At 35.9% G+C, this 24,226-nt stretch carries 20 protein-coding genes; 18 read left to right on the forward strand and 2 right to left on the reverse strand.

The genetic code is table 11. The features are described 5' to 3' along the window. Position 1 precedes the first annotated feature (1 nt). The 12 genes from HMPREF9171_RS108590 to rfbB all read left to right on the forward strand — a co-directional run bounded on the left by HMPREF9171_RS108590 (position 2) and on the right by rfbB (position 12,915). The gene (locus tag HMPREF9171_RS108590; RefSeq protein ID WP_000124586.1) at positions 2-763 is read left to right on the forward strand and encodes an SDR family NAD(P)-dependent oxidoreductase; all 762 of its coding nucleotides are present in this window, start codon (positions 2-4) and stop codon (positions 761-763) included. Beyond that, entirely contained in the window at positions 760-2,958 is a 2,199-nt protein-coding gene (recJ, locus tag HMPREF9171_RS108585) for a single-stranded-DNA-specific exonuclease RecJ (RefSeq protein ID WP_000622225.1), read from the forward strand. The genes HMPREF9171_RS108590 and recJ overlap by 4 nt, the downstream gene beginning before the upstream one ends. 151 nt (positions 2,959-3,109) lie before the next feature. Then, a complete protein-coding gene (locus HMPREF9171_RS108580) occupies positions 3,110-5,674 on the forward strand; it encodes a GBS Bsp-like repeat-containing protein (protein WP_001247515.1) in 2,565 nt (854 codons plus the stop codon). Between the two features lie 122 nt (positions 5,675-5,796). Then, positions 5,797-6,315, forward strand: a complete 519-nt coding sequence (locus HMPREF9171_RS108575) for an adenine phosphoribosyltransferase (protein WP_000365343.1) — start codon at positions 5,797-5,799, stop codon at positions 6,313-6,315. A gap of 117 nt (positions 6,316-6,432) precedes the next feature. After that, a complete protein-coding gene (locus HMPREF9171_RS108570; protein WP_000221657.1) occupies positions 6,433-7,113 on the forward strand; it encodes a DnaD domain-containing protein in 681 nt (226 codons plus the stop codon). A 103-nt stretch (positions 7,114-7,216) separates the two neighbouring features. Beyond that, positions 7,217-7,900: a tRNA (adenine(22)-N(1))-methyltransferase gene (locus tag HMPREF9171_RS108565; protein ID WP_000365680.1), complete on the forward strand. Its 684-nt coding sequence runs from the start codon at positions 7,217-7,219 to the stop codon at positions 7,898-7,900. Then, complete coding sequence (locus tag HMPREF9171_RS108560) at positions 7,890-8,678, forward strand: Nif3-like dinuclear metal center hexameric protein (protein WP_000647414.1); 789 nt, start codon at positions 7,890-7,892, stop codon at positions 8,676-8,678. The genes HMPREF9171_RS108565 and HMPREF9171_RS108560 overlap by 11 nt, the downstream gene beginning before the upstream one ends. Before the next feature lie 8 nt (positions 8,679-8,686). After that, the gene (locus tag HMPREF9171_RS108555; protein ID WP_000716834.1) at positions 8,687-9,790 is read left to right on the forward strand and encodes an NAD(P)/FAD-dependent oxidoreductase; all 1,104 of its coding nucleotides are present in this window, start codon (positions 8,687-8,689) and stop codon (positions 9,788-9,790) included. Positions 9,791-9,848: 58 nt separating this feature from the next. Next, positions 9,849-10,718, forward strand: coding sequence for a glucose-1-phosphate thymidylyltransferase RfbA (rfbA, locus tag HMPREF9171_RS108550; RefSeq protein ID WP_000676112.1), 870 nt, complete (start codon positions 9,849-9,851; stop codon positions 10,716-10,718). After that, positions 10,718-11,311, forward strand: a complete 594-nt coding sequence (locus HMPREF9171_RS108545; RefSeq protein WP_000139158.1) for a dTDP-4-dehydrorhamnose 3,5-epimerase family protein — start codon at positions 10,718-10,720, stop codon at positions 11,309-11,311. The genes rfbA and HMPREF9171_RS108545 overlap by 1 nt, the downstream gene beginning before the upstream one ends. Further along, positions 11,311-11,823: a hypothetical protein gene (locus HMPREF9171_RS108540; protein WP_000459248.1), complete on the forward strand. Its 513-nt coding sequence runs from the start codon at positions 11,311-11,313 to the stop codon at positions 11,821-11,823. Before HMPREF9171_RS108545 ends, HMPREF9171_RS108540 begins: the two co-directional genes overlap by 1 nt. A gap of 51 nt (positions 11,824-11,874) precedes the next feature. Next, positions 11,875-12,915: a dTDP-glucose 4,6-dehydratase gene (gene rfbB / locus HMPREF9171_RS108535; protein WP_000277597.1), complete on the forward strand. Its 1,041-nt coding sequence runs from the start codon at positions 11,875-11,877 to the stop codon at positions 12,913-12,915. Between the two features lie 51 nt (positions 12,916-12,966). On the opposite strand, the gene hylB is transcribed toward rfbB, so the two are convergent. Then, complete coding sequence (hylB, locus tag HMPREF9171_RS108530; protein WP_000403405.1) at positions 12,967-16,185, reverse strand: hyaluronate lyase; 3,219 nt, start codon at positions 16,183-16,185, stop codon at positions 12,967-12,969. A 216-nt stretch (positions 16,186-16,401) separates the two neighbouring features. On the opposite strand from hylB, the gene HMPREF9171_RS108525 reads away from it, so the two are divergent. The 6 genes from HMPREF9171_RS108525 to budA all read left to right on the forward strand — a co-directional run bounded on the left by HMPREF9171_RS108525 (position 16,402) and on the right by budA (position 22,358). After that, a complete protein-coding gene (locus HMPREF9171_RS108525) occupies positions 16,402-16,884 on the forward strand; it encodes an NUDIX hydrolase (protein ID WP_000163512.1) in 483 nt (160 codons plus the stop codon). Then, positions 16,874-17,335, forward strand: a complete 462-nt coding sequence (locus HMPREF9171_RS108520; RefSeq protein ID WP_000796048.1) for an NUDIX hydrolase — start codon at positions 16,874-16,876, stop codon at positions 17,333-17,335. The genes HMPREF9171_RS108525 and HMPREF9171_RS108520 overlap by 11 nt, the downstream gene beginning before the upstream one ends. 91 nt (positions 17,336-17,426) lie before the next feature. Next, on the forward strand, positions 17,427-18,617 hold the full coding sequence (locus tag HMPREF9171_RS108515) for an AI-2E family transporter (RefSeq protein ID WP_001081530.1): 1,191 nt from the start codon (positions 17,427-17,429) through the stop codon (positions 18,615-18,617). Next, on the forward strand, positions 18,607-19,833 hold the full coding sequence (locus HMPREF9171_RS108510; RefSeq protein ID WP_000934877.1) for a tetratricopeptide repeat protein: 1,227 nt from the start codon (positions 18,607-18,609) through the stop codon (positions 19,831-19,833). The genes HMPREF9171_RS108515 and HMPREF9171_RS108510 overlap by 11 nt, the downstream gene beginning before the upstream one ends. Positions 19,834-19,942: 109 nt before the next feature. Further along, positions 19,943-21,625 (forward strand): acetolactate synthase AlsS, encoded by a 1,683-nt coding sequence (gene alsS / locus HMPREF9171_RS108505; protein WP_000140344.1) that lies wholly within the window; start codon positions 19,943-19,945, stop codon positions 21,623-21,625. Between the two features lie 13 nt (positions 21,626-21,638). Then, positions 21,639-22,358, forward strand: coding sequence for an acetolactate decarboxylase (budA, locus tag HMPREF9171_RS108500; protein WP_000005476.1), 720 nt, complete (start codon positions 21,639-21,641; stop codon positions 22,356-22,358). A gap of 53 nt (positions 22,359-22,411) precedes the next feature. Here budA and HMPREF9171_RS108495 read toward each other — a convergent pair whose 3' ends face one another. After that, a complete protein-coding gene (locus tag HMPREF9171_RS108495; RefSeq protein WP_000006733.1) occupies positions 22,412-24,067 on the reverse strand; it encodes an Rqc2 family fibronectin-binding protein in 1,656 nt (551 codons plus the stop codon). Positions 24,068-24,226: the final 159 nt, after the last annotated feature.

Consider the following 24,226-nt stretch of genomic DNA (forward strand, 5'->3'; position numbering starts at 1 on the left):
AATGGCAAGAACGATACTGATTACAGGAGCTTCTGGTGGTTTAGCACAGGCAATTATTAACCAATTACCTCAAGACGACCATTTAATTGTCACAGGGAGATCAAGAGAAAAACTTGAAAAGCTTTATGGAAAGAGACCAAATACCTTATGTTTATCACTAGACATAACTAATGACAATGCTGTAACGAATACGATTGAAAAAATTTATGGTGAATTTGGTCAAATTGATATTTTAATTAATAATGCTGGATTTGGTTCTTTTAAAGAATTTTGGGATTATAGTGATGAAGAAGTCAAAGACATGTTTGCTGTGAATACATTTGCAACGATGTCTATAGCTCGTCAGATAGGACATAAGATGTCTCTTGTAAAATCTGGTCATATCGTTAATATTGCAAGCATGGCCGGCCTCATAGCAACAAGTAAAGCTAGTGTTTATGGGGCTAGTAAGTTTGCTGTCGTTGGATTTTCGAATGCTCTTCGTTTAGAATTAGCAGAAAAAAATGTTTATGTGACAAGTGTAAACCCTGGACCAATCAAAACAGGATTTTTTGCTAAGGCTGATCCAAGTGGTGATTATTTAGCAAGTATAGGTCGTTTTGCTCTAACACCAGAAAAAGTAGCTAAAAAAGTAGTTTCTATTCTTGGAAAAAATAAGAGAGAATTAAATCTTCCTTTTATATTAGCTTTTGCGCATAAATGTTATAGTTTATTTCCAAAAACAGCTGATTATTTTGCCAGAAAGGTATTCAATTATAAATGATATCTGCTAAGTATAGTTGGGTCCTCAATAACCAAAAGCCAGACGCTGGCTTTTTTGAGGCTTCAAAAAAAGAAAAGATAAGTGAAGCGGTGGCTTCCTTAATTTATTCGCGAGGTATTAAGACATCAGCGGAATTACATCATTTTTTACAAACTAATTTGGAAAATCTCCATGATCCTTATTTGTTAAATGATATGGATAAAGCTGTTAATCGTATTAGACGAGCTATTGAAAATAATGAAACTATTTTAGTTTATGGAGACTATGATGCTGATGGAATGACATCAGCATCAATCATGAAAGAAGCTTTAGATATGATGGGAGCTGAAGTCCAGGTTTATCTCCCAAATCGCTTTACAGATGGTTACGGTCCCAATGAAAGTGTTTATAAATATTTTATTGAACAACAAGATGTTTCATTAATCATTACGGTTGATAATGGTGTGGCGGGGCATGAAGCAATTGCATATGCTCAAAATCAAGGTGTGGACGTGGTAGTTACTGATCATCACAGTATGCCAGCAGATTTACCTTGTGCTTATGCTATTATTCACCCAGAACATCCTGATGCTAATTATCCATTTCCTTATTTAGCAGGGTGTGGTGTTGCTTTCAAAGTAGCTTGTGCTCTCTTAGAAACAATCCCGACAGAAATGTTGGATTTGGTTGCTATTGGGACGATTGCAGATATGGTTAGCCTAACTGATGAAAATCGTATCATGGTAAAAGCTGGACTTGAAGTTATGAAAGATAGTGAAAGAATAGGCTTACAGGAGCTAATATCTCTATCAAATATTGATTTAAAAACACTAAATGAAGAAACTATTGGATTTAAAATTGCTCCACAATTAAACGCTTTAGGAAGACTTGATGACCCTAATCCAGCTATTGAATTACTGACAGGGTTTGATGATGAAGAATCTCAAGCAATAGCCCAAATGATTGATCAAAAAAATGAAGAGCGCAAAGAAATCGTTCAAACTATCTTTGACCAAGCTATGCAAATGCTTGATCAAACAAAGCCTGTACAAGTTTTAGCAAAAGAAAATTGGCATCCAGGGGTTTTAGGTATTGTGGCGGGTCGTATTTTAGAGAGAACTGGACAACCTGTTATTGTTTTGAATATTGAAGATGGTATTGCTAAAGGAAGTGCCAGAAGTGTAGAAGCACTTGATATTTTTCAAGCTTTTGACCAGCATCGAGAATTATTCATTGCTTTTGGAGGTCACAGCGGAGCAGCAGGCATGACTTTAGAGGAAAGTAAGGTGGGTGATCTTTCTCAAGTTTTATGTGACTATATCTCTAAAAAACAATTGGACATGAGTCAGAAAAAAACTCTGACAATTGATAGTGAGCTACGTTTTGACGAACTTAGTTTAGACACTGTTAGAGATTTTGAAAAGTTAGCGCCATTTGGAATGGATAATAAAAAGCCAGTCTTTTTGTTAAAAGATTTTAAAGTGAGTCAAGCTAGAGTCATGGGGCAAAACGGTGCTCATCTGAAATTAAAACTAGAACAAGATGGACAAGCACTTGATTTGGTAGCATTTAATATGGGGAGTCAACTACAAGAGTTCCAACAAGCACAACATTTGGAGTTAGCTGTCACTTTATCTGTTAATCAATGGAATGGTGCCACAACCCTACAATTAATGTTGGAGGATGCGCGTGTAGACGGTATTCAATTATTTGATATTAGAAGCAAAGCAAGTAGCTTACCTCATGGAGTGCCAATCCTATCTCAAGAAGAGCAGAGCAAAGAAGTTATTCTTTTGACTGTTCCCGATCATCCACAAGAATTAAAACAAATGACTCAAGGTAAACAGTTTGATGCCATCTATTTTAAAAATGAGATACCAAAAAATTATTTTATATCTGGTTATGGTACACGTGATCAGTTTGCTAGTTTATATAAAACAATATATCAATTCCCAGAATTTGACGTTCGTTATAAGTTAAAAGAGCTCAGTTCCTACCTTCATATTCCTGATATTTTATTAATTAAAATGATTCAAATTTTTGAAGAACTACATTTTGTTACGATTACAGAAGGGATTATGACAGTCAATAAAGAAGCAGAAAAGCGAGATATCTCTGAGAGTCAAATTTATCAAGAATTAAAAGAGACAGTTAAGTTTCAAGAATTAATGGCTTTAGGGACACCTAAAGAAATATATGATTTTATGATGAGTTGATAATATACTAAAGAAGCCACTTTTTAAGTGGTTTTTTTGGCATATAAATAAGTTATTTCAATAATAATATTGCAAATATTATTAAAATGTAATAAAATTAAGAAAATAATGGAATTTTTGATAAAGGATATTAAAGGTGAGGATAAAATCTATGAGACCTATCGTTAGAAAAAAGATGTACAAAAAAGGTAAATTTTGGGTCGTTGCAGGTATCGTTACTATTTTAGGTGGTAGTGCAATTCTTGGTCAAGATGTCAAGGCAGAACAGGCAGAAGCAGTAACTTCAACGATCTCAGAGAAAACTGATAGCAGTCAGACTATTTCGGATACTTCCAAGTTAACGTTACCTGCTAATTCCTCGGAGGCTATGAAAAATAGTGCAGAGCCTTTAATAAAAACAGCCTTTGCTACATCTGTTTCATCTAATCCTAGAGAGATAGCAGCTACCCCAGTCAAAACCTTTGATGCTAGCTCAAAAGTTGTTGTAAAAGCTAGTACTGCTGAGCACTCAGCAAATCAAACAAATTCTAATGTTAATCAAGTAGCTAATGATAGTGAAGTTATTACTCAACAAAATTCAACAAAGCAATTACCAACAGTGACTTACTCTGCTCATGTTCAAGATATTGGATGGCAAAAGTCGGTTGATAATGCAACAGTTTCAGGAACAGTAGGACAGGAAAAGCAGGTTGAGGCAATAAAATTGTCTATTAAAGCACCTGAAGGAATAACAGGAAAACTTAGCTATAAAACTTATGTTAAAGGACAAGGTTGGCAATCTTCAGTAGAGAGTGGTCAAGTTAGTGGTACTGTTGGTCAGAGTAAACCTATTGAAGCACTAAGCATTAACCTTACTGATAATTTACAAAAATTATATGATGTCTATTATCGTGTTCATGTTCAAGATATCGGGTGGATGGCTTGGGCTAAAAATGGAGCTTACGCTGGAACTTTGGGAATGTCAAAGCGCCTTGAAGCTTACGAAGTAAAGTTTACCCTTAAAGGACAATCTGTTTTAACACCAACTATACCTAAGGAAGAGAGACCTGTCTTAAATTATCAGGTTAAGGTAGGCCAAAATGGTTGGCAATCTAATAAACTTGAAGGACAAATGGCGGGAACTTTAGGAGAATCCAAAGCCCTAGATGGAGTAAAATTCACTCTTAGCACCTTGAAGTATGGGGACATTCTCTATCGTACTCATGTACAAGATAAAGGTTGGGGAGAAATTTTAGGTAGTCAAACAAGTAAGGATTATCAAGGAAAAAGACTAGAAGCTATTCAATTGGACTTAAGTGGGAATTTAAAACAAAATTATGATATTTATTATCGCGCTCACGTCCAAGATAAAGGTTGGATGGCTTGGCAAAAAAATAATAGTGTAGCAGGTACAGTCGGAGAATCGAAACGTTTAGAGGCTTTGGAAGTAAAACTAGTAGCTAAAGCTTCAGATTTTAGTTCCCAAACAAATCATTCATTCTTAGAAATGAAACATCCTGGATTAAGTTATCAAACTTATCTTCAAAAAGATGGTTGGCAACCAACGGTTTTGGAAGGCCAATTAGGAGGTAGTATTGGACTTTCAAAATCTATAAAAGCCATCAAACTTAACTTAGGTAGTACAGCTCTAGGAAATATAGAATATAGAACTTTTCTTAATGGTTCAGGTTGGCAAACTGTTGTTAATGCAGGGAGAGAAAGTAATGTACCAAATGAATCTCAACAAGTAGAAGCTATTCAGATGCGATTGACAGGTCTGCTATCGATAACCTATAGTGTGATGTATCGAGTTCACATGCAAGATTATGGTTGGCAGGATTGGACTTATAACAATAACATCGCTGGTAGTACTAACCAAGGAAAACGAATTGAAGCAATCGAAATTAAATTAGTTGAGACTGCTAAAATACCTGTAACTGTCCAAACGACCTATAAGGGAACTGGAAACTATAATGTACGAGTGACAAATGTTATTAGTCCTGGGAATTTAAAAATTGCTATTTGGTCAGATAAAAATAATCAGGATGACCTTAAGTGGTATACCGTCACACCCAAAAATCATGAAGCTACATTGACATTTAATGTTACAAATCATAGAGACAATGGTAAATACTTTATCCATGTTTATCAGGAAAATGCTTCTAATCAAAAACAATTATTGATAAAAACTTCTCTACAAGTCGCACATTCAAATTATAATACTCCTTACTTTAGCCAACGTGATGGAAGGTGGGCAAGTCGAAGATATGGTACGGCAACTTTAGGAGAAACTGGTTGTGTACCAACTTCTCTAGCTATGATTTTGTCTTCTTTGAAAGGAGAAACTGTTTTACCAACGCAAATTGCAGATTACCTTTACCATAAGACAGTTGAATTTAATCGTGGTGTTCAAGGAACAACTTCTAGAGGAATTTTAAAAGCAGCCAAAGAATGGGGTGTAACTGCAACTGCATTAGGAACTCAAGCTAACCTTGTACAAGCGTTGAAGGATGGTTATCATGTCCTAGCGGCAGTACAAAATAATGTTTTTGTTCTTCATGGAAGTCATGAAATCGTTCTCAAAGGATATAATAACGGATTGACACATGTCTCTGACCCTTACACACCGTCCTTGTCTGGTTGGTATCCAATTTCACAACTTTGGAAAGAACAGAGCTATTATAGTGAGGATAGAATTGATATTGGAGCACCTTTTGTCAAGGTAACAGATGCCTAATTTTTTAAACCATATGCAAAACTAGCATATGGTTTAAAAGTTTCCAGTACTATTTTATTTAATTTTATGATATAATGAAGAGTAAAACATTTTAGGGGTTTCCCCTTAGAAAGACAAGTGAAATGGATTTAAATAATTACATCGCTTCAATTGAAAACTATCCTCAAGAAGGAATTACTTTCCGTGATATCTCCCCATTAATGGCTGATGGTAAAGCATACAGCTATGCTGTTCGTGAAATTGTACAATATGCTGCTGATAAAGATATTGATATGATTGTTGGACCAGAAGCTCGTGGCTTTATTGTTGGTTGCCCAGTTGCTTATGCTCTTGGTATTGGTTTTGCTCCAGTCCGTAAACCAGGTAAATTACCACGCGAAGTTATTTCAGCTGACTATGAAAAAGAATATGGTCTTGATACATTGACAATGCACGCAGATGCTATTAAACCAGGTCAACGTGTTTTAATTGTTGATGACCTTTTAGCTACTGGTGGAACAGTAAAAGCGACAATTGAAATGATTGAAAAACTTGGTGGCGTTGTCGCAGGCTGTGCTTTCCTAGTTGAACTTGATGGATTAAATGGTCGTAAAGCTATTGAAGGTTATGATACTAAGGTATTGATGAACTTTCCAGGATAAGGCCTATTCAAGATAGATGAATGATAAGGGCGCCTCTAAGTGCTATGATAATAGTTGAGAGGTGCTTTTTGTTACACATTTCATAATTTTAGGACGATAGAGAGGATTTGAAAGGTTATGACTTATTTGGAACAATATCAGTCAGGGCAATTGACTCTACCAAGTGCTTTATTTTTTCACTTTAAATCTATTTTTAAGACAGCAGACGATTTTTTAGTTTGGCAATTTTTCTATTTACAAAATACAACTAATTTATCCGATCTAACACCGAGCCGTATTGCGACATCACTTGATAAAACAGTGGCAGATATCAATCGTTCTATATCGAATTTAACAAGTCAAGGTTTACTAGATGTCAAAACAATTGAGTTGAATCATGAAATCGAGATTATCTTTGATACAAGCCCTGTGTTTGCTAAATTAGATAAACTTTTCGAAGAGGATAATCAAGTAATAATAGACAATAAAACCTCTGATTCGAATCGTCTGAAAGATTTAGTAGGAGACTTCGAACGTGAATTAGGTCGCCTATTAAGTCCTTTTGAATTAGAAGATTTACAAAAGACACTGCAAGAAGATCAGACAGATCCTGATATTGTTAGGGCAGCTCTTAGAGAAGCGGTTTTCAATGGGAAAACAAGTTGGAATTATATCAATGCTATCCTTCGCAACTGGCGGCGTGAAGGATTGACGACACTTCGACAAATTGAAGAGAGAAAACAAGCACGTGAAGATAACCAAATGAAAGATTTAGCGATTTCGGATGATTTTAAAAATGCAATGAATTTATGGGAATAAGTTTACTAGGAGGAGACAGAATGGTTGATACATTAGGTCTGCTCCTTTTCTTTTGATGTTAATGATGTTATACTTTTAACAGAGAAAAACTGAAGGAAATACAATGGATTTACAATTATCAAAACGATTACAAAAAGTTGCAAACTATGTTCCAAAAGGAGCTCGTTTATTAGATGTAGGAAGTGATCATGCTTACTTACCTATTTTTTTGTTACAGATGGGATACTGTGATTTTGCCATTGCTGGTGAAGTGGTGAATGGACCGTATCAGTCTGCGTTGAAAAACGTTTCAGAACATGGTCTCACTTCAAAGATAGATGTTCGCTTAGCAAATGGTTTGTCAGCTTTTGAAGAAGCAGATAATATTGATACGATAACTATCTGTGGAATGGGTGGTCGTTTGATTGCTGATATTTTGAATAACGATATAGACAAACTTCAGCACGTTAAAACACTAGTCTTACAACCTAATAATCGGGAAGATGATTTAAGAAAATGGTTAACTGCAAATGATTTTGAAATACTAGCAGAAGATATCTTGACTGAAAATGACAAATGCTATGAAATTTTAGTTGTTAAGCATGGTCATATGAATTTAACTGCTAAAGAATTGCGATTTGGTCCATTTTTATTATCCAATAACACAACGGTTTTTAAAGAAAAATGGCAAAATGAGCTTAATAAATTAACTTTTGCTTTAAACTCTATTCCCAATAGTAAAATTGAAGAACGCGCTATTTTGGAAGATAAAATACAGGATATAAAGGAGGTTCTTGATGAAAGCTAGAGAACTTATTGATGTATATGAAACTTATTGTCCACAGGAATTATCTATGGAAGGAGATATTTCAGGTCTTCAAATTGGATCTTTAGATAAAGAAATAAAGACAGTCATGGTAGCTTTAGATGTTCGAGAGACTACAGTAGCTGAAGCAATTGAACGTCAAGTAGATCTTCTTATTGTAAAGCATGCTCCTATTTTTCGTCCATTAAAGGATTTGGTAGCAACGCCGCAAAATAAGATTTATATAGACCTTCTTAAATCAGACATTGCTGTTTATGTGAGCCATACTAATATAGACATCGTTCCTAATGGACTTAACGACTGGTTTTGTGAATTATTAGATATTCAATATCCCGATATATTATCTGAAACAAGTAATGGTTATGGTATTGGTCGCATTGGTGATGTTAGACCCCAGAGTTTTGAATTTTTTGCATGGAAAATTAAAGATGTGTTTGGTTTAGATAGCGTTCGTTTAGTTTCATATGATAAATCTAATCCTGAAATTCAACGAGTTGCTATTTGTGGGGGGAGTGGGCAAAGTTTCTACAAAGAAGCTATTGCGAAAGGAGCAGATGTTTTTGTAACAGGAGATATTTATTATCATACTGCACAAGAAATGATCACAAATGGTTTGCTTGCGATTGACCCAGGCCATCATATTGAGGTTTTATTTGTTTCTAAAATAGCTACTATGATTGAGCAGTGGAAACTTGAAAAAGACTGGGATATTTCAGTTTTAGAGAGTAAAGCTCCAACAAATCCCTTTTACCATATGTAGGAGCTATTATGAAAAAGATAGCAATTATTGGTGCAGGAGCAGTCGGAGCGACACTAGCCTATTACTTATCAAAAGAAAAGGATATTCAGGTTACTGTTTTTGACTATGGAGTTGGACAAGCAACTAAGGCTGCTGCGGGGATTATTAGCCCATGGTTTTCAAAACGTCGTAATAAAGCCTGGTATCGCATGGCGAGGTTGGGGGCTGATTTTTATTCAAAGCTAGTCACGGATTTACAAAAAGATGGTTTTGAAACAAAATTTTATCAGCAAACTGGTGTTTTCTTATTAAAAAAGGACGAGAGTCAGTTAGAGTCATTGTTTGCACTAGCAGATAAACGTCGACTAGAATCTCCTCTAATAGGTGATTTACAAATACTAAATAAAAGTGAAGCAAATACTCACTTTCCTGAGTTAGATGGCTATGAACAGTTACTTTATGCGAGTGGAGGAGCGCGAGTAGAAGGGGCGGACTTAACACGAATATTGTTAGAAGCAAGTGGTGTTAATGTCATCAAGGATGAAGTTCACTTTACGATAACTGATAATGGCTTTCGTGTTCAAGGAATTGATTTTGATAAACTTGTTTTAGCGAGTGGAGCCTGGCTAGCTAAGATATTAGATGAGCACAACTATCAGGTAGATGTTCGCCCTCAAAAAGGGCAATTGCGAGACTATTATTTTAGCAATATTAATACAGGAAAATATCCTGTTGTAATGCCAGAAGGTGAGCTAGATATTATCCCATTTGATAATGGTAAAGTCTCTGTAGGTGCAAGTCACGAAAATGATATGGCTTTTGATTTAAACATTGATTTAAAAGTCTTAGACAAGTTTGAAGAGCAAGCTATTGGCTATTTTCCGCAATTAAAAAAAGCAGATACGACTTCTGAACGTGTTGGAATTCGTGCCTATACAAGTGATTTTTCTCCATTTTTGGGCCCTGTCCCTTGTATGGAGGGTGCATATGCTGCAAGTGGATTAGGATCAACTGGCTTAACAGTGGGCCCATTAATTGGTTATGAATTATGTCAATTAATCTTAAATAAAGAAAATCAGCTAAATTTAGAGGATTACGATATTACGAAATACGTGAAAAAGATTAGTAGATGATAGCGTTTAAAAAAAGTGTTATAATATGTAGGATTAATATAAATAAGGAGACCTTACTATGAAAGGTATTATTTTAGCGGGAGGTTCAGGTACTCGCTTGTACCCATTAACTCGTGCTGCATCAAAACAATTGATGCCAATTTATGATAAACCAATGATTTATTATCCATTGTCAGTTTTGATGTTGGCAGGAATAAAAGAAATACTGATTATTTCTACTCCACAAGATTTGCCTCGCTTTGAAGATATGCTTGGAGATGGTTCAGAATTAGGAATCTCTCTTTCTTATGCTGAACAACCAAGCCCAGATGGGTTAGCACAGGCCTTCATTATCGGTGAAGATTTTATTGGCGATGATCACGTTGCCTTAGTATTAGGTGATAATATTTACCATGGACCAGGTTTATCTGCAATGCTACAACGTGCAGCTAGTAAAGAAAGTGGAGCAACTGTCTTTGGCTATCAAGTAAAAGATCCAGAACGTTTTGGTGTTGTCGAGTTTGATACTGATATGAATGCCATTTCTATTGAAGAAAAACCAGCGCAACCTAAGTCTAATTATGCTGTCACAGGTCTTTATTTCTATGATAACGATGTGGTTGAAATCGCTAAAAATATTAAGCCAAGCCCTCGTGGAGAACTTGAAATTACTGATGTTAACAAAGCCTACCTTGATAGAGGTGACTTATCAGTTGAGTTAATGGGACGTGGATTTGCGTGGTTAGACACTGGAACTCACGAAAGTCTTCTTGAAGCAGCACAATATATTGAAACAGTACAACGCATGCAAAACGTTCAAGTTGCTAACCTTGAGGAAATTGCTTACCGCATGGGCTACATCACTCGTGAACAAGTCCTTGAGTTGGCACAACCACTTAAGAAAAATGAGTATGGTCAATACCTACTTCGTTTGATTGGAGAAGCCTAATGACTGAACAATTTTTTGATAAAGAATTAACTTGTCGCCCAATTGAAGCCATTCCTGGATTGTTGGAATTCGATATTCCCGTTCGTGGAGACAACCGTGGATGGTTCAAAGAGAACTTTCAAAAAGAAAAAATGATACCGCTTGGTTTCCCAGAAAGCTTCTTTGAGGCAGACAAACTACAAAACAATATTTCGTTTAACAAAAAAAATACTTTGCGAGGTCTCCATGCAGAGCCTTGGGATAAATATGTTTCGATCGCTGATGAAGGACGTGTGATCGGTACTTGGGTTGACCTCCGTGAAGGTGACAGTTTTGGTAACGTTTACCAAACGATTATCGATGCCTCAAAAGGTATCTTTGTTCCACGTGGCGTTGCTAATGGTTTCCAAGTTCTTTCAGATAAAGCAGCTTATACTTATCTCGTTAACGATTATTGGGCACTTGAACTCAAACCAAAATATGCTTTCGTTAACTATGCAGATCCAAATCTAGGCATTCAGTGGGAAAACCTTGAAGAAGCAGAAGTCTCAGAAGCAGATAAGAATCACCCACTTCTCAAAGATGTAAAACCTTTGAAGAAGGAAGATTTGTAATGTTTGATTTTTTTTTGACTATCACCAATGAATTGAATCTAATAGGGATTACGCCTTTGTTGATGGGATCGGTTGGCTTAGAAGTACGTACAGGTCGAGATTGGAAAGCTAGAGACTTAGATATTCATGTTCCTAGTGACCCTAGAGGATGGGAGGCGCCTGATGAGGGGCGTATTTTCCAATTCGCTGAAATAAATGTGATAATGGAAAAACTAGGATTTAATCTTGTAGATCGTCATGAGCATGAATACCAGAAAGAAGGCCTTTCTGTTGAGTTTGGTGGTCTCCACTCACTTCCAGAATTTGCAGGTATACCTATAGATGACTTGGAAGAAATTGAGACAAATGGCGCTCACTATTTTCTACCAACTTTAGATCAATACCTAAAAATATACCAAGCATCCTCAAAAGATTCTTATCGATCAGATAAGAATAATCACAAAGACTTTGCAAAAATTGATTATTTAGAAAAATTATTAAGTAATAAAATGGTTCGTAATGCGAACCACTAAAAAGGTTTGCTCTGGATAACAGCAAGTCTTAATAAAAAATTGGAGAAAAAAATGTATAAAAACATTATCGTAACTGGTGGAGCTGGTTTCATCGGATCAAATTTTGTACACTATGTTTACAATAACCACCCAGATGTTCATGTAACTGTCCTTGATAAATTGACATATGCAGGTAATCGTGCTAACATTGAAGCCATTCTTGGTGATCGTGTTGAGTTAGTTGTTGGTGACATCGCTGACGCTGAATTGGTAGACAAATTGGCTGCTAAAGCGGATGCTATTGTTCACTATGCGGCTGAGAGTCACAACGATAACTCATTGGAAGATCCAAGTCCATTTATCCATACAAACTTTATCGGAACTTACACTTTGCTTGAAGCAGCTCGTAAATACGATATCCGTTTCCACCACGTGTCAACTGATGAAGTTTATGGAGATCTTCCACTTCGTGAAGACCTTCCAGGAAATGGTGAAGGACCAGGTGAAAAATTCACTGCTGAAACAAAATACAATCCATCATCACCTTACTCATCAACTAAGGCAGCTTCTGACCTTATCGTTAAGGCATGGGTACGTTCCTTCAGCGTAAAAGCGACCATTTCGAACTGTTCAAATAACTATGGACCATACCAACACATCGAAAAATTCATTCCACGTCAAATTACAAATATCTTGGCAGGAATCAAACCGAAACTTTATGGTGAAGGTAAAAACGTCCGTGACTGGATCCACACAAATGATCATTCAACAGGTGTCTGGGCTATTTTGACTAAGGGTCGTATTGGTGAAACATACCTTATTGGTGCCGACGGTGAGAAAAACAACAAGGAGGTTCTTGAACTTATCCTTGAGAAAATGGGTCAACCAAAAGACGCTTACGATCACGTAACTGACCGTGCTGGTCATGATCTTCGTTACGCTATCGATTCTACAAAATTGCGTGAAGAACTCGGCTGGGAACCACAATTTACAAACTTTTCAGAAGGTTTGGAAGAAACTATTAAATGGTATACAGAAAATGAGATATGGTGGAAAGCAGAAAAAGATGCTGTAGAAGCCAAGTATGCTAAAACTCAAGAAGTCATTAAGTAATTGAACCAAAAAACCTATCATTTTGATGATAGGTTTTTTATGTACGACTAGTTAGATAGCTAATTGGTCTGTTTTTGTCATGGTTTGAGGTTGGTAATAGACATTTTGATAGTCATTACCAACTTTTTGTACTAGGTAAAGTCCCGCTTTACTCATTTTGAATTGATTGTTAATGAGACTCTCTTGATTATCGTGTTTGATAACAGCCCAAGTTTGACTGTTTTTATCATAGATAACCTGTTGTTTTGAACTATTTTCTAGTAATTCTACTTCTTTGCTGTTGGCTAATTTATCAAAACTTGTGCGATCGATGTTTGGAACCATCATGTAACCATAGCTATCACCTTTGTTGTCATGCTTTTGGCTTATAGTGATAAAAGGATTGCTAACGATTGAGGTATTTTTAGAAGTACGATTAATGCTGTTCCAAGTACCTGTTTGCTCTTTGCGTTCAATATCAATAGTGCTATTTTTAAAGAAGATATAACCAATATTGCGACCAGGTTCTTTTGATTCTAAAAAGACACTCTTTGTATCTGTAAATTGTTGAGAACTTGCTTGCTTTAAATCAACAGTTTTTCCATTGACGTATGTAGTATAAGGTGTTTTAGAATCGTCTTTTCGTTGATCAATTGTTGTAGAAACATTTCCAATGCCGTTAGTATTCTTGATGTTGTTACCTAAAAAGACAATCTTATCATTTAAGATAACCCAACCTTTTTGTGCTGTTAAGGTGCGATCCCAGTTAGTAAAGTCCATAGCGGCAAGAGCAAAGTGATCATTAAGTTTGACGGAACCAACAAAGTCAGATGCTCCTGTAACTTGACCGGTTTTTTCTTTAGCGTCTTTGCTATGTTTGCTCATGAAATCCTTAGTCGTATCTTCACGCTTAGCATCTTTTTCAGTTGTTCCAGCCATTTTATAAGGATTGACGGTTGGCCAAAAATGATTACTATAATGAGATTGATCACTATTATAAAGATAGAACATACCATCTCCGGTATACCAACCACGTGTATTTTCATCATTCATTCCTTCATAGTTGAGGGTACGTTTAGAATGTAATGAAAGCGCGAAACCAAAGTCTTTCTCGGCATTATAATAAGCTAAGCGGTCCATGCTATTAAAGGTTGATAAATTACTTTTTAAAGGTTTAGTAGCGACTGTACTGTCATTAAACAGCTTATTCATGTTGGCAATATCGGAATACGATTTGAGGTTATTGAAGACGTTGTAGAATTTATTTGAAGTGATAATCGTTTTAATAGTTGATTTGAGGTCTAAGTTTCGCTCTTCATTAGACATGTTAGCCAATCTGAGGAAACCTCTGAGAACTTCAACTGCAGCCGCATGCGAAGAAGCAGCCTCTCTACTAATTGAGCGTCCACGACTCATATCCATTAACTCACCTTTTACAATTAAAGGTAAAAATGATTGATTAATCCATTTATAAACCATATCAAGTTCTTGATTAGAGATTTTATAGTCAGTTTCTTGAATGATAGGCAGCAATTGTGTCAAACCATCTATCAGAACATTACCATAGGCGCCAGTATAAGCAACATTCGTATGGTCGATGTAAGAACCGTCAGCATAGAAGCCTTCAGCTTTAGTAGCAGTAGTAAAAAGATTTTTTAGAGAATGAGAAGTTTTTTCGATAATAGTATTGTCTTTACGAAGTAAACCTTCAATGATTTTAACGCGTCCCATATCTACTAGATTACCACCAAGAGCTTTAAATGGATTGACAAGCGTTTTACGGAAATATTCTGCATCAGGAACAAAGTGTTCAATTGGGTCGGTATAAGTTTTTATTTCAGCGTCAGTGAAGTAGTTATTCATGAGAGCTAGGGTACCTGTAATTGAGCGAGGAACACCGATTTCAAAATCCCACCAATTGGCAGAGCCTTCTATATCTTTATTAACATTGTAGAAGTTTTGATGAAGCCAAGCCAGACTCTCTTTTACAGTACGAATAGCTTTTTCATTTTTGTAAATAGTAGAGTGTGGATTGGTGATTTGTTTAGCTAAATCTTCCAAACGACGATAAGTAGCGGTTAACTGTGCTGAATTATTGAGATTATCTAAATCTTTCCAAAGGAAAGTGCGATTAGAATCCAGTTTGATAGTTTTGATGTTTTTGGCGTTAGTTTCATCCAATTTCTGATTAATCTTTTGCATGTTCGAATCATTAGTATCGTAAACATGATTACCAATAGTCACGTCGTTCCATTTGTCGAGGAGTTTTGTAAACTTATCTTCTGTTGAAGCTGTAACTGATAACGGTACTTCTTTAATTATTTTACCAGATTTATCAGATATTTTAACAGTTGTTGAACCAGTAGCGTTTGGATACAATATTCCACCAACAATTTTCCCGAGAGACGGATTGGTTAGAGTGTATTGGTAGTCAGCTTTATTAAAAACGTAATTTTTGTTTAAAGCCGTATTAACGCTTTCTTCAATTTGTGTTGTGACGGGTTGTGGATGCTCTGAGTCTTTAGGGCCTTTTGCTTTCATTGATATATTATCAAAAGTAGCAGAACCAGTTCCTTTTTCATAATAAAGTTCAAGTGTCACCTCGGAGACATTTAACTTTGGGTTATATATCTTTGTTAAGGTATGTTTGTTAGTAGTACCGCTGGTCATCTCAGAAAGCCAAAGTCGCGTATTGTTGTCTTTTTTCTCCATAATACGAAGGAAAGCTTGTCCAGCCTTGTTACTTGTTTCAATATCAAACTTGACCTCATATTTTTTAGTGGGATCAATGTTCACTTTTTGTGTTACAGCACCTCTAAAGCCTTTGTCGCTGGATAGGCTTACTTGGCCTTGTTCGGTACGTTGGATAATAGGTGATTTATCAGCAGTATTTTCTTTATCAATCCAAGCAGACCATTCCCTAGCGCTTGTATGTGACCAGCTTCCAGATACAGGGTTAGTTTGATTAAAATCTCCGTTTTTCACCAGCTCCTTATTTTGAGTTTGATTATCTACTACTTGTTTCATTGTGCTATGAGTGGCTGTTGCAGTTGCGGTTGAAGCTGTGGGGTTAGACAGATCTTGTTGTGTGGTTGTGGTGCTAGTCTCTTTGACAGTGGTACTTTCAGTCTGGAGAACTTCAATATTATTAGTTTGAGTATCTCTTATTTGGGACGTTGAGGTAGTTTTGGTAAGCTCTTCAGCTTTAGCTTGGTAACTATTGTTAACCAATATTGTTCCTAAAATAAGGGCTGAATAAAGCATAATACGATGTTTCTTTTTGATTTCCATTTTTACTCCTTAGGGTTTAAAATTGTAAACCGGTTTTTCCTAATTATAGCATGCTTTAAAGGTTTATGATAAAGAACCTTTAAAATGTCATCAAAGTGAAAAGTAAATAACTGGTAAACAAAATAATTTGTTTAATCATTTGTGTGCTACTTTGATAGTAAATTGCCTAAATAAAGGTTATTTTTTGTTATAATATGAGAATGAGAGGAGTTTGAAATGACTAAATTAGCAACAATTTGTTACATTGACAATGGCAAGGAATTACTTCTATTGCACCGCAACAAAAAAGAGAATGATGTTCATGAGGGAAAGTGGATCTCGGTAGGCGGTAAACTGGAGGCAGGTGAAACTCCGGATGAATGTGCTAAGCGTGAAATTCTAGAAGAAACCCATTTAACAGTAAAAAAAATGGATTTTAAAGGAGTCATCACTTTTCCTGAATTTACGCCAGGTCATGATTGGTATACCTATGTCTTTAAAGTAACAGATTATGAAGGAGAGTTAATTTCAGATGATGAATCACGAGAAGGAACCTTAGAATGGGTACCATATGATCAAGTTCTCTCTAAGCCAACGTGGCAAGGAGATTACGAAATTTTTAAATGGATTTTAGAAGATGTTCCTTTCTTTTCTGCTAAGTTTGTTTATGATGAACACCAAAATTTAATTGAAAAGACGGTTAATTTTTATGAAAAATAGAGATTTTAGGGTTAGAGACCAGCTCGAAACATTCGGAGTCAGAGTTTCTGCTTTAATCATGGAAAATCAAAAACTGTTATTAATATATGCTCCTCATCTCGATAAATACTATTTGCCAGGTGGGGCGCTTCAAGTTGGAGAAGATAGCAATAAGGCTGTTGCGAGAGAAGTACTTGAGGAAATAGGTCTTCACAGCCAAGTTGGTGATTTAGCCTATATTGTTGAGAATCAGTTTAATATTAAGAGACATCATTATCACTCAGTTGAATTTTTATATTTTGTTAATCTCTTGGGTCAGGCGCCAGAATCTATCAAAGAAGGAACGCATAAGCGACATTTTGTATGGCTTCCAATAAAAGAATTAACAAAAATTGATTGTAATCCTAATTTTTTAGCACAGGATTTGATAGAATGGCCAGGTCATGTTGTGCATAAAATCGTTCAAAATTAACTTTTTACACTCTTGTTTTGAGTTTAATTTAATTTAACGTGTTATAATAAATGAGAATTAAAATTAGAATTCATCTTGAAAGGATATGTGAATGAATCGACCATCAGAAAAAGAATTTAAAAATAGTTTGTTTTTTAAATGGATCTTAAATAATCAAGCAGTTATTGCTCTCATGATTACCTTTTTGGTATTTTTAACGATTTTTATTTTTACCAAAATCTCTTTTATGTTTAAACCTGTGTTTGATTTTCTTGCTGTGCTGATATTGCCGCTTGTAATTTCTGGCTTGCTTTATTACCTATTAAAACCTATGGTTACATTTTTAGAGAAGCGGGGAATTAAGCGTGTAACAGCGATATTAGCAGTTTTTACTATTATAATCCTTCTGTTAATTTGGGCAATGTCTAGTTTTATTCCCATGATGAGTAATCAATTACGCCATTTTATGGAAGATCTCCCTTCATATGTGAATAAAGTGCAAATGGAAACAAGTTCGTTTATAGATCACAACCCTTGGTTAAAATCTTATAAAGGGGAAATATCGAGCATATTATCTAATATCAGTAGCCAAGCAGTCTCTTATGCTGAAAAATTTTCAAAGAATGTTTTAGATTGGGCAGGAAATTTAGCTAGTACAGTTGCACGTGTGACAGTAGCAACAATTATGGCTCCCTTTATTTTGTTTTATCTTTTAAGAGATAGCCGCAAAATGAAGAATGGTTTCTTAATGGTTTTACCAACCAAACTACGCCAACCAACTGATCGTATTTTGCGAGAAATGAATAGTCAAATGTCAGGGTATGTGCAAGGACAAATCATTGTTGCTATTACTGTTGGTGTTATTTTTTCAATAATGTATAGTATTATAGGCCTTAGATATGGCGTGACATTAGGGATTATTGCCGGTGTGTTAAATATGGTTCCCTATTTGGGAAGTTTTGTTGCCCAAATTCCAGTGTTTATCTTAGCGCTTGTCGCAGGACCTGTTATGGTTGTTAAAGTTGCGATTGTTTTTGTTATTGAGCAAACTCTAGAGGGACGCTTTGTCTCACCCTTGGTTTTAGGTAATAAACTTAGCATTCATCCAATTACAATTATGTTTATTTTATTAACCTCTGGAGCGATGTTTGGTGTTTGGGGAGTATTCCTCAGTATTCCGATTTATGCATCTATCAAAGTTGTTGTTAAAGAATTGTTTGATTGGTACAAAGCTGTCAGTGGGCTATATACAGTAGATGTTGTTACTGAAGAAAGAAGTGAAGAAGTTAAAAATGTTGAATAGTGAAAAAATGATTGTTTCTATCCAAAATCAGGATTTAGAACATGCTAACAAGTATTTCGAAAAAGCGTTGAAAAATGATCCTGAGGAAGTCTTATTGGAACTAGGAGCTTATTTGGAGAGTATTGGTTTTTTACCCCAAGCAAAACGTCTCTATGATCAAATCCGACCAAATTATCCAGAAGTTGCTATCAATTTAGCTCAAATTGTTGCCGAAGATGGAGATATTGAACAAGCATTCTTATACTTAGATTATATCTCAGAAGATAGTCAAGAGTACGTTTCAGCCCTCCTTGTTATGGCTGACTTATATGATATGGAAGGCTTGACTGATGTTGCGCGTGAAAAGCTTTTGCTAGCCAGCAAACTTAGCGATGACTCATTGGTTACGTTTGGTTTAGCTGAAATGAACCTTAGTTTGGAACATTATCAAGAAGCGATAGAAGGGTACGCCTCACTTGACAATCGAGAAATCTTAGAAACGACTGGAGTTTCAACTTATCAGCGTATTGGTAAATCCTATGCTATTATGGGGAAATTTGATGCAGCTATCGAATTTTTAGAAAAAGCCGTTGACATTGAGTATGATGATTTAACAGTTTTTGAGTTAGCAACAATCCTTTATGATCAAGAAGAATATCAAAAAGCTAACCTTTATTTTAAACAGTTGGATACTATTAATCCAGACTTTGATGGCTATGAATATATCTATGGTTTATCTCTTCGTGAGGAGCATAAATCTGAAGAAGCTTTACGTCTAGTTCAGCAAGGTCTTCGTAAAAATAGTTTTGATGGTCAACTTCTCTTACTAGCTTCACAATTATCGTATGAATTACATGATGTTCCTTCGTCGGAGTCTTATTTGAAACAAGCTGAAAAAGTTTCTGAAAACCAAGATGAAATTGTTATGAGATTGTCAAATTTGTATCTTGAAGAAGAGCGGTTTGAGGAAGTCTTGGAATTAGACAATGATGATTTAGAAAATATCCTTGCAAAATGGAATATCGCTAAAGCACACAAGGCTTTAGAAATGGATGATAGTGTAGACTATTATCAACCTTTGTATAATGATTTAAAAGATAATCCAGAATTTTTACAAGATTATGCTTACATTTTGAGAGAATTTGGTTACCTTGATAAGGCACAAGAAGTAGGAAAGGCTTATTTAAAATTAGTTCCAGACGATATAGAGATGTCAGAATGGGTGAATAACATTTAAATAGGAAAACACTTACAGAAAAAAATAAAAAATTCACAAGTAATTTTTCACAATCTGATGTAAAAACTGTGATATAATTGAACTATTCTTGTGAAAAGAGGGAGATAAAATGACAGAATCACATAATCAATATGGGGCTGACTTAATTGTCGATAGCCTAATTAATCATGATGTCAAATATGTTTTTGGTATCCCAGGAGCTAAGATTGACCGCGTATTTGACACTCTAGAAGATAAAGGTCCAGAGTTAATTGTTGCTCGTCATGAGCAGAACGCGACTTTTATGGCTCAGGCTGTCGGGCGTATTACGGGAGAACCAGGAGTTGTTATTGCAACTAGTGGACCTGGGATCTCGAACTTGGCAACAGGGTTAGTTACTGCGACAGATGAAGGTGATGCTGTTCTTGCAATTGGTGGACAGGTTAAGCGAGGAGATTTATTGAAACGTGCTCATCAATCAATGAATAACGTTGCTATGCTGGAACCTATTACAAAATATTCTGCTGAGGTTCATGACCCTAATACTTTGTCAGAAACTGTTGCAAACGCCTATCGTCTTGCTAAATCTGGTAAACCAGGAGCAAGTTTTATCTCTATTCCTCAAGACGTTACAGACAGTCCAGTCTCAGTAAAAGCAATCAAACCTCTTAGTGCACCTAAATTGGGTTCGGCATCTGTTTTAGATATTAATTATTTAGCGCAAGCTATTAACAATGCTGTTTTACCGGTACTGTTATTAGGAAATGGCGCATCTTCAGAGGGAGTAACTGCTGCCGTACGTCGACTTCTTGATGCTGTTAAACTACCAGTAGTAGAAACTTTCCAAGGTGCGGGTATTGTGTCACGTGAGCTCGAGGATGAAACATTCTTTGGTCGTGTAGGCCTCTTCCGTAATCAACCTGGAGATATGCTTTTGAAGCGTGCAGACCTAGTTATTGCTATCGGGTATGACCCTATTGAATATGAGGCGCGTAACTGGAATGCTGAAATTTCTGCTCGTATTATTGTTATTGATGTTGAACAAGCAGAAATTGATACGTATTTCCAACCCGAGCGAGAACTGATTGGAGACATGGCACATACACTTGATTTACTTTTACCAGCTATTAAAGGATATGAATTGCCTGAAGGTTCAAAAGAGTATTTGAAAGGTCTTCGTAATAACATTGAAAACGTTAGCGATGTTAAATTTGATCGTGACTCAGCTCATGGACTTGTCCATCCTCTTGATCTCATTGATGTACTCCAAGAAAATACCACCGATGACATGACTGTTACAGTTGATGTGGGAAGCCATTATATTTGGATGGCTCGCTACTTTAAATCATATGAAGCGCGTCACTTGCTCTTCTCAAACGGAATGCAAACATTAGGAGTTGCTCTACCTTGGGCAATTTCTGCGGCTCTTTTGCGTCCCAACACAAAAGTTATTTCAGTTTCTGGTGATGGTGGCTTCTTATTCTCAGCTCAAGAGTTAGAAACTGCAGTTCGTCTTCATCTACCAATTGTTCACATTATTTGGAACGATGGAAAATATAACATGGTTGAATTCCAAGAAGAAATGAAGTATGGGCGTTCTTCAGGTGTTGACTTTGGACCAGTTGATTTTGTAAAATACGCTGAAAGTTTCGGTGCTAAAGGTTACCGTGTAGACAGCAAAGACAGTTTTGAAGAAACACTCAAACAAGCTCTAATTGATGCTGAAAATGGACCAGTGTTGATTGATGTGCCTATTGACTATAAAGATAACGTGACACTAGGTGAAACAATCTTACCTGACGAGTTCTACTAAGACGAGGTCTAATATGTCAGAAACAGTTAAATTATTTCAATACAGTACCTTGAGTTCACTGATGGCAGGATTGTATAAAGGCAGTCTAACTATCGGAGAATTATTAACTCACGGTGACTTAGGAATCGGTACTGTTCATATGATTGATGGTGAATTGATTGTATTGGATGGGAAAGCTTATCAAGCTATTGGTACAGATGGTAAAGCAGAGATTATCCAATTATCAGATGATGTGACAGTACCCTATGCAGCGGTTTTACCACACCATATCCAAAAACAATTTGATATCAATGCTGAGATAGATAATAAGGATTTGGAAGAGATGATTCTAAAAAACTTTGAAGGTCAAAATCTCTTTAAGTCTTTAAAAATCAAAGGAACGTTTTCAAGAATGCACGTTCGTATGATTCCAAAATCTCCACAACATAAACGTTTTGCAGATATTGCATCTAATCAGCCAGAATTTACCAGAGAGAATGTATCTGGTACGTTGGTTGGGATTTGGACGCCGGAGTTATTTCATGGTGTGGGGGTAAAAGGGTTCCATGTCCACTTTATTTCAGACGATTTAACTTTCGGTGGGCATGTTATGGATTACTCGCTCACACAAGGAAAAGTTGAAATTGGGAAGGTTGACCAACTTGACCAATGTTTCCCAACTCAAGATCAAGAATTTTTGAAAGCTAACTTTGACCTACAAAAGCTTAGAGAAGATATTGATTTAAGTGAATAAGAATACCTATAAATAATTAATAACACTAAAAATAGACAGGGATATGTCCCAGTCTATTTTTTTAGTTTAAGGCTATCTATTTTTTCTTGTGTGGGAGTGACTCGTAAGGTTTTTTGACCAGTGTAAGTTACAAAACCTGGCTTAGTACCACTTGGTTTATTGAGTTTTTTTGCTTCAATCATGTCTACTTGAACAAGATTGGAGAGACGAGCTTTAGAGTAATAAGCAGCTAACTCGGCGGCATCTGTCTTAACCTCGTCACTTGGATTGAGGTTATCCCGAATTAACACATGACTTCCGGGGATATCCTTGGCATGAAACCACAACTCCCCTTTACGAGCCATTTTAAATGTTAACTCGTCATTTTGGAGATTATTACGTCCCACCATAATAATAGTCTTGCCATCGGATGCTAAATATTGTTCAGGTTTTTTGCGCTTATGTTGTTTATCATGTGCGCGTCGCTTAATAAATCCAGTTTCAACAAGTTCTTCACGAATATCATTGATATCTTCCATAGAAGCATGATTTAGCGATGTTTCAACAGATTCAAGGTAGGTGATTGTATTTTCCGTATCTGAAATAATTCCTTTTAAATGTTTTACAGCTTCTTTTAATTTTTGATATTTTTTAAAGTAGCGTTGGGCATTTTGGTTGGGTGTTAAAGCTCGATCAAGTGAAATCTCAATGGTTTGGTTGGTGTAATAATTATCAAGCACAACGACATCTTGATTATTTGGTACCATAGAGAGATAGGTAGTTAGAAGCTCTCCTTTTTGGCGAAACTCCTCTGCATTTTCAGTAGCTAGAAGTTCGTCTTGTTGCTTAGCTAGTTTTTTGATATTTTTCTCTAACTCACTTTGAACACGGTGGATGAGGTCACTAGCTTGCTGTGCTATGCGATCTTTTTCAGCCTTCTCTTGGTAGTAATAATCTAACAATTGTCCAAGAGACTGAAATGTTTCGTGACTGCTTGAGAATTGGACAGCGGAAAAGGATTTTTCTGTTAGGCTGGGATAATATTCTCTCGAAAAGAATTGACGAAAATCGTTAAGTTTATTGTCTTTCAAACAGTGAGATAATTCTAGCGCAGTATCGCGTCCTAAACCTTGGAAGAGCTGTTGGAGGTTTTTAGGGCTTAGATCATTGGTTTGAAGCAGCTCAAATAGGGTTTGATCAGAAACATCAAAAGGATTGATTGCTTTTGTTTTGGGTGGGGCAATGTAAGTCGAACCAGGAAGGATAGTACGATAGGAGTTTTGTGAGAAACCAACATGCTTAATTGATTCAATAATTTTATGTTCATTTTTATCAATCAAGATAATGTTACTGTGTTTTCCCATGATTTCAACAACAAGTGTTGCTTTAATGTGATCACCGATTTCGTTTTTATTAGACACGACGATTTCTAATATACGGTCATTTTCAATTTGTTGAATGGTTTCAATCACTGCACCTTGCAAATACTTTCTCATGATCATTGTAAAAGTATTTGGATTTTGAGGATTTTGGAAATTTGCTTCGGTAGTTTGGATACGTCCAAATACAGGATGAGCAGATAGGAGTAGTTTATAGTTGCGACGATTGTTGCGTATTGTTAATACCAATTCATGGTCAAAAGGTTGGTTAACTTTTTGGATACGTCCTTTTTTAATCTGTTCTTGTAATTCATTTGTGAGGTGATGTAAAAAAAATCCATCAAAAGACATGGCGTCCCCCTTATTCTAAAAATTATAGCTTATTTATTATACCATAGGCTGAGCTAAAAATATTTTTTTATAACGCAAAAGGCTTGCAATTTTCAGAATATAGTATATAATTATAGAAAAATTCATGAGAAAGGATGACTAGTAAATGACTAAAACATT

It is taken from the genome of Streptococcus agalactiae ATCC 13813 (assembly GCF_000186445.1).
Classification (GTDB): domain Bacteria; phylum Bacillota; class Bacilli; order Lactobacillales; family Streptococcaceae; genus Streptococcus; species Streptococcus agalactiae.

What these genes read in the sequence shown, in the direction of transcription:
- rfbA (WP_000676112.1), top strand. Translation starts at nt 9,849, where the DNA reads ATGAAAGGTATTATTTTAGCGGGAGGTTCAGGTACTCGCTTGTACCCA.
- HMPREF9171_RS108515 (WP_001081530.1), top strand. Translation starts at nt 17,427, where the DNA reads ATGAATCGACCATCAGAAAAAGAATTTAAAAATAGTTTGTTTTTTAAA.
- HMPREF9171_RS108575 (WP_000365343.1), top strand. Translation starts at nt 5,797, where the DNA reads ATGGATTTAAATAATTACATCGCTTCAATTGAAAACTATCCTCAAGAA.
- HMPREF9171_RS108560 (WP_000647414.1), top strand. Translation starts at nt 7,890, where the DNA reads ATGAAAGCTAGAGAACTTATTGATGTATATGAAACTTATTGTCCACAG.
- budA (WP_000005476.1), top strand. Translation starts at nt 21,639, where the DNA reads ATGTCAGAAACAGTTAAATTATTTCAATACAGTACCTTGAGTTCACTG.
- HMPREF9171_RS108525 (WP_000163512.1), top strand. Translation starts at nt 16,402, where the DNA reads ATGACTAAATTAGCAACAATTTGTTACATTGACAATGGCAAGGAATTA.
- HMPREF9171_RS108565 (WP_000365680.1), top strand. Translation starts at nt 7,217, where the DNA reads ATGGATTTACAATTATCAAAACGATTACAAAAAGTTGCAAACTATGTT.
- HMPREF9171_RS108545 (WP_000139158.1), top strand. Translation starts at nt 10,718, where the DNA reads ATGACTGAACAATTTTTTGATAAAGAATTAACTTGTCGCCCAATTGAA.
- HMPREF9171_RS108520 (WP_000796048.1), top strand. Translation starts at nt 16,874, where the DNA reads ATGAAAAATAGAGATTTTAGGGTTAGAGACCAGCTCGAAACATTCGGA.
- HMPREF9171_RS108580 (WP_001247515.1), top strand. Translation starts at nt 3,110, where the DNA reads ATGAGACCTATCGTTAGAAAAAAGATGTACAAAAAAGGTAAATTTTGG.
- hylB (WP_000403405.1), bottom strand. Translation starts at nt 16,185, where the DNA reads ATGGAAATCAAAAAGAAACATCGTATTATGCTTTATTCAGCCCTTATT.
- recJ (WP_000622225.1), top strand. Translation starts at nt 760, where the DNA reads ATGATATCTGCTAAGTATAGTTGGGTCCTCAATAACCAAAAGCCAGAC.
- HMPREF9171_RS108555 (WP_000716834.1), top strand. Translation starts at nt 8,687, where the DNA reads ATGAAAAAGATAGCAATTATTGGTGCAGGAGCAGTCGGAGCGACACTA.
- HMPREF9171_RS108510 (WP_000934877.1), top strand. Translation starts at nt 18,607, where the DNA reads ATGTTGAATAGTGAAAAAATGATTGTTTCTATCCAAAATCAGGATTTA.
- HMPREF9171_RS108540 (WP_000459248.1), top strand. Translation starts at nt 11,311, where the DNA reads ATGTTTGATTTTTTTTTGACTATCACCAATGAATTGAATCTAATAGGG.
- alsS (WP_000140344.1), top strand. Translation starts at nt 19,943, where the DNA reads ATGACAGAATCACATAATCAATATGGGGCTGACTTAATTGTCGATAGC.
- HMPREF9171_RS108495 (WP_000006733.1), bottom strand. Translation starts at nt 24,067, where the DNA reads ATGTCTTTTGATGGATTTTTTTTACATCACCTCACAAATGAATTACAA.
- rfbB (WP_000277597.1), top strand. Translation starts at nt 11,875, where the DNA reads ATGTATAAAAACATTATCGTAACTGGTGGAGCTGGTTTCATCGGATCA.
- HMPREF9171_RS108570 (WP_000221657.1), top strand. Translation starts at nt 6,433, where the DNA reads ATGACTTATTTGGAACAATATCAGTCAGGGCAATTGACTCTACCAAGT.
- HMPREF9171_RS108590 (WP_000124586.1), top strand. Translation starts at nt 2, where the DNA reads ATGGCAAGAACGATACTGATTACAGGAGCTTCTGGTGGTTTAGCACAG.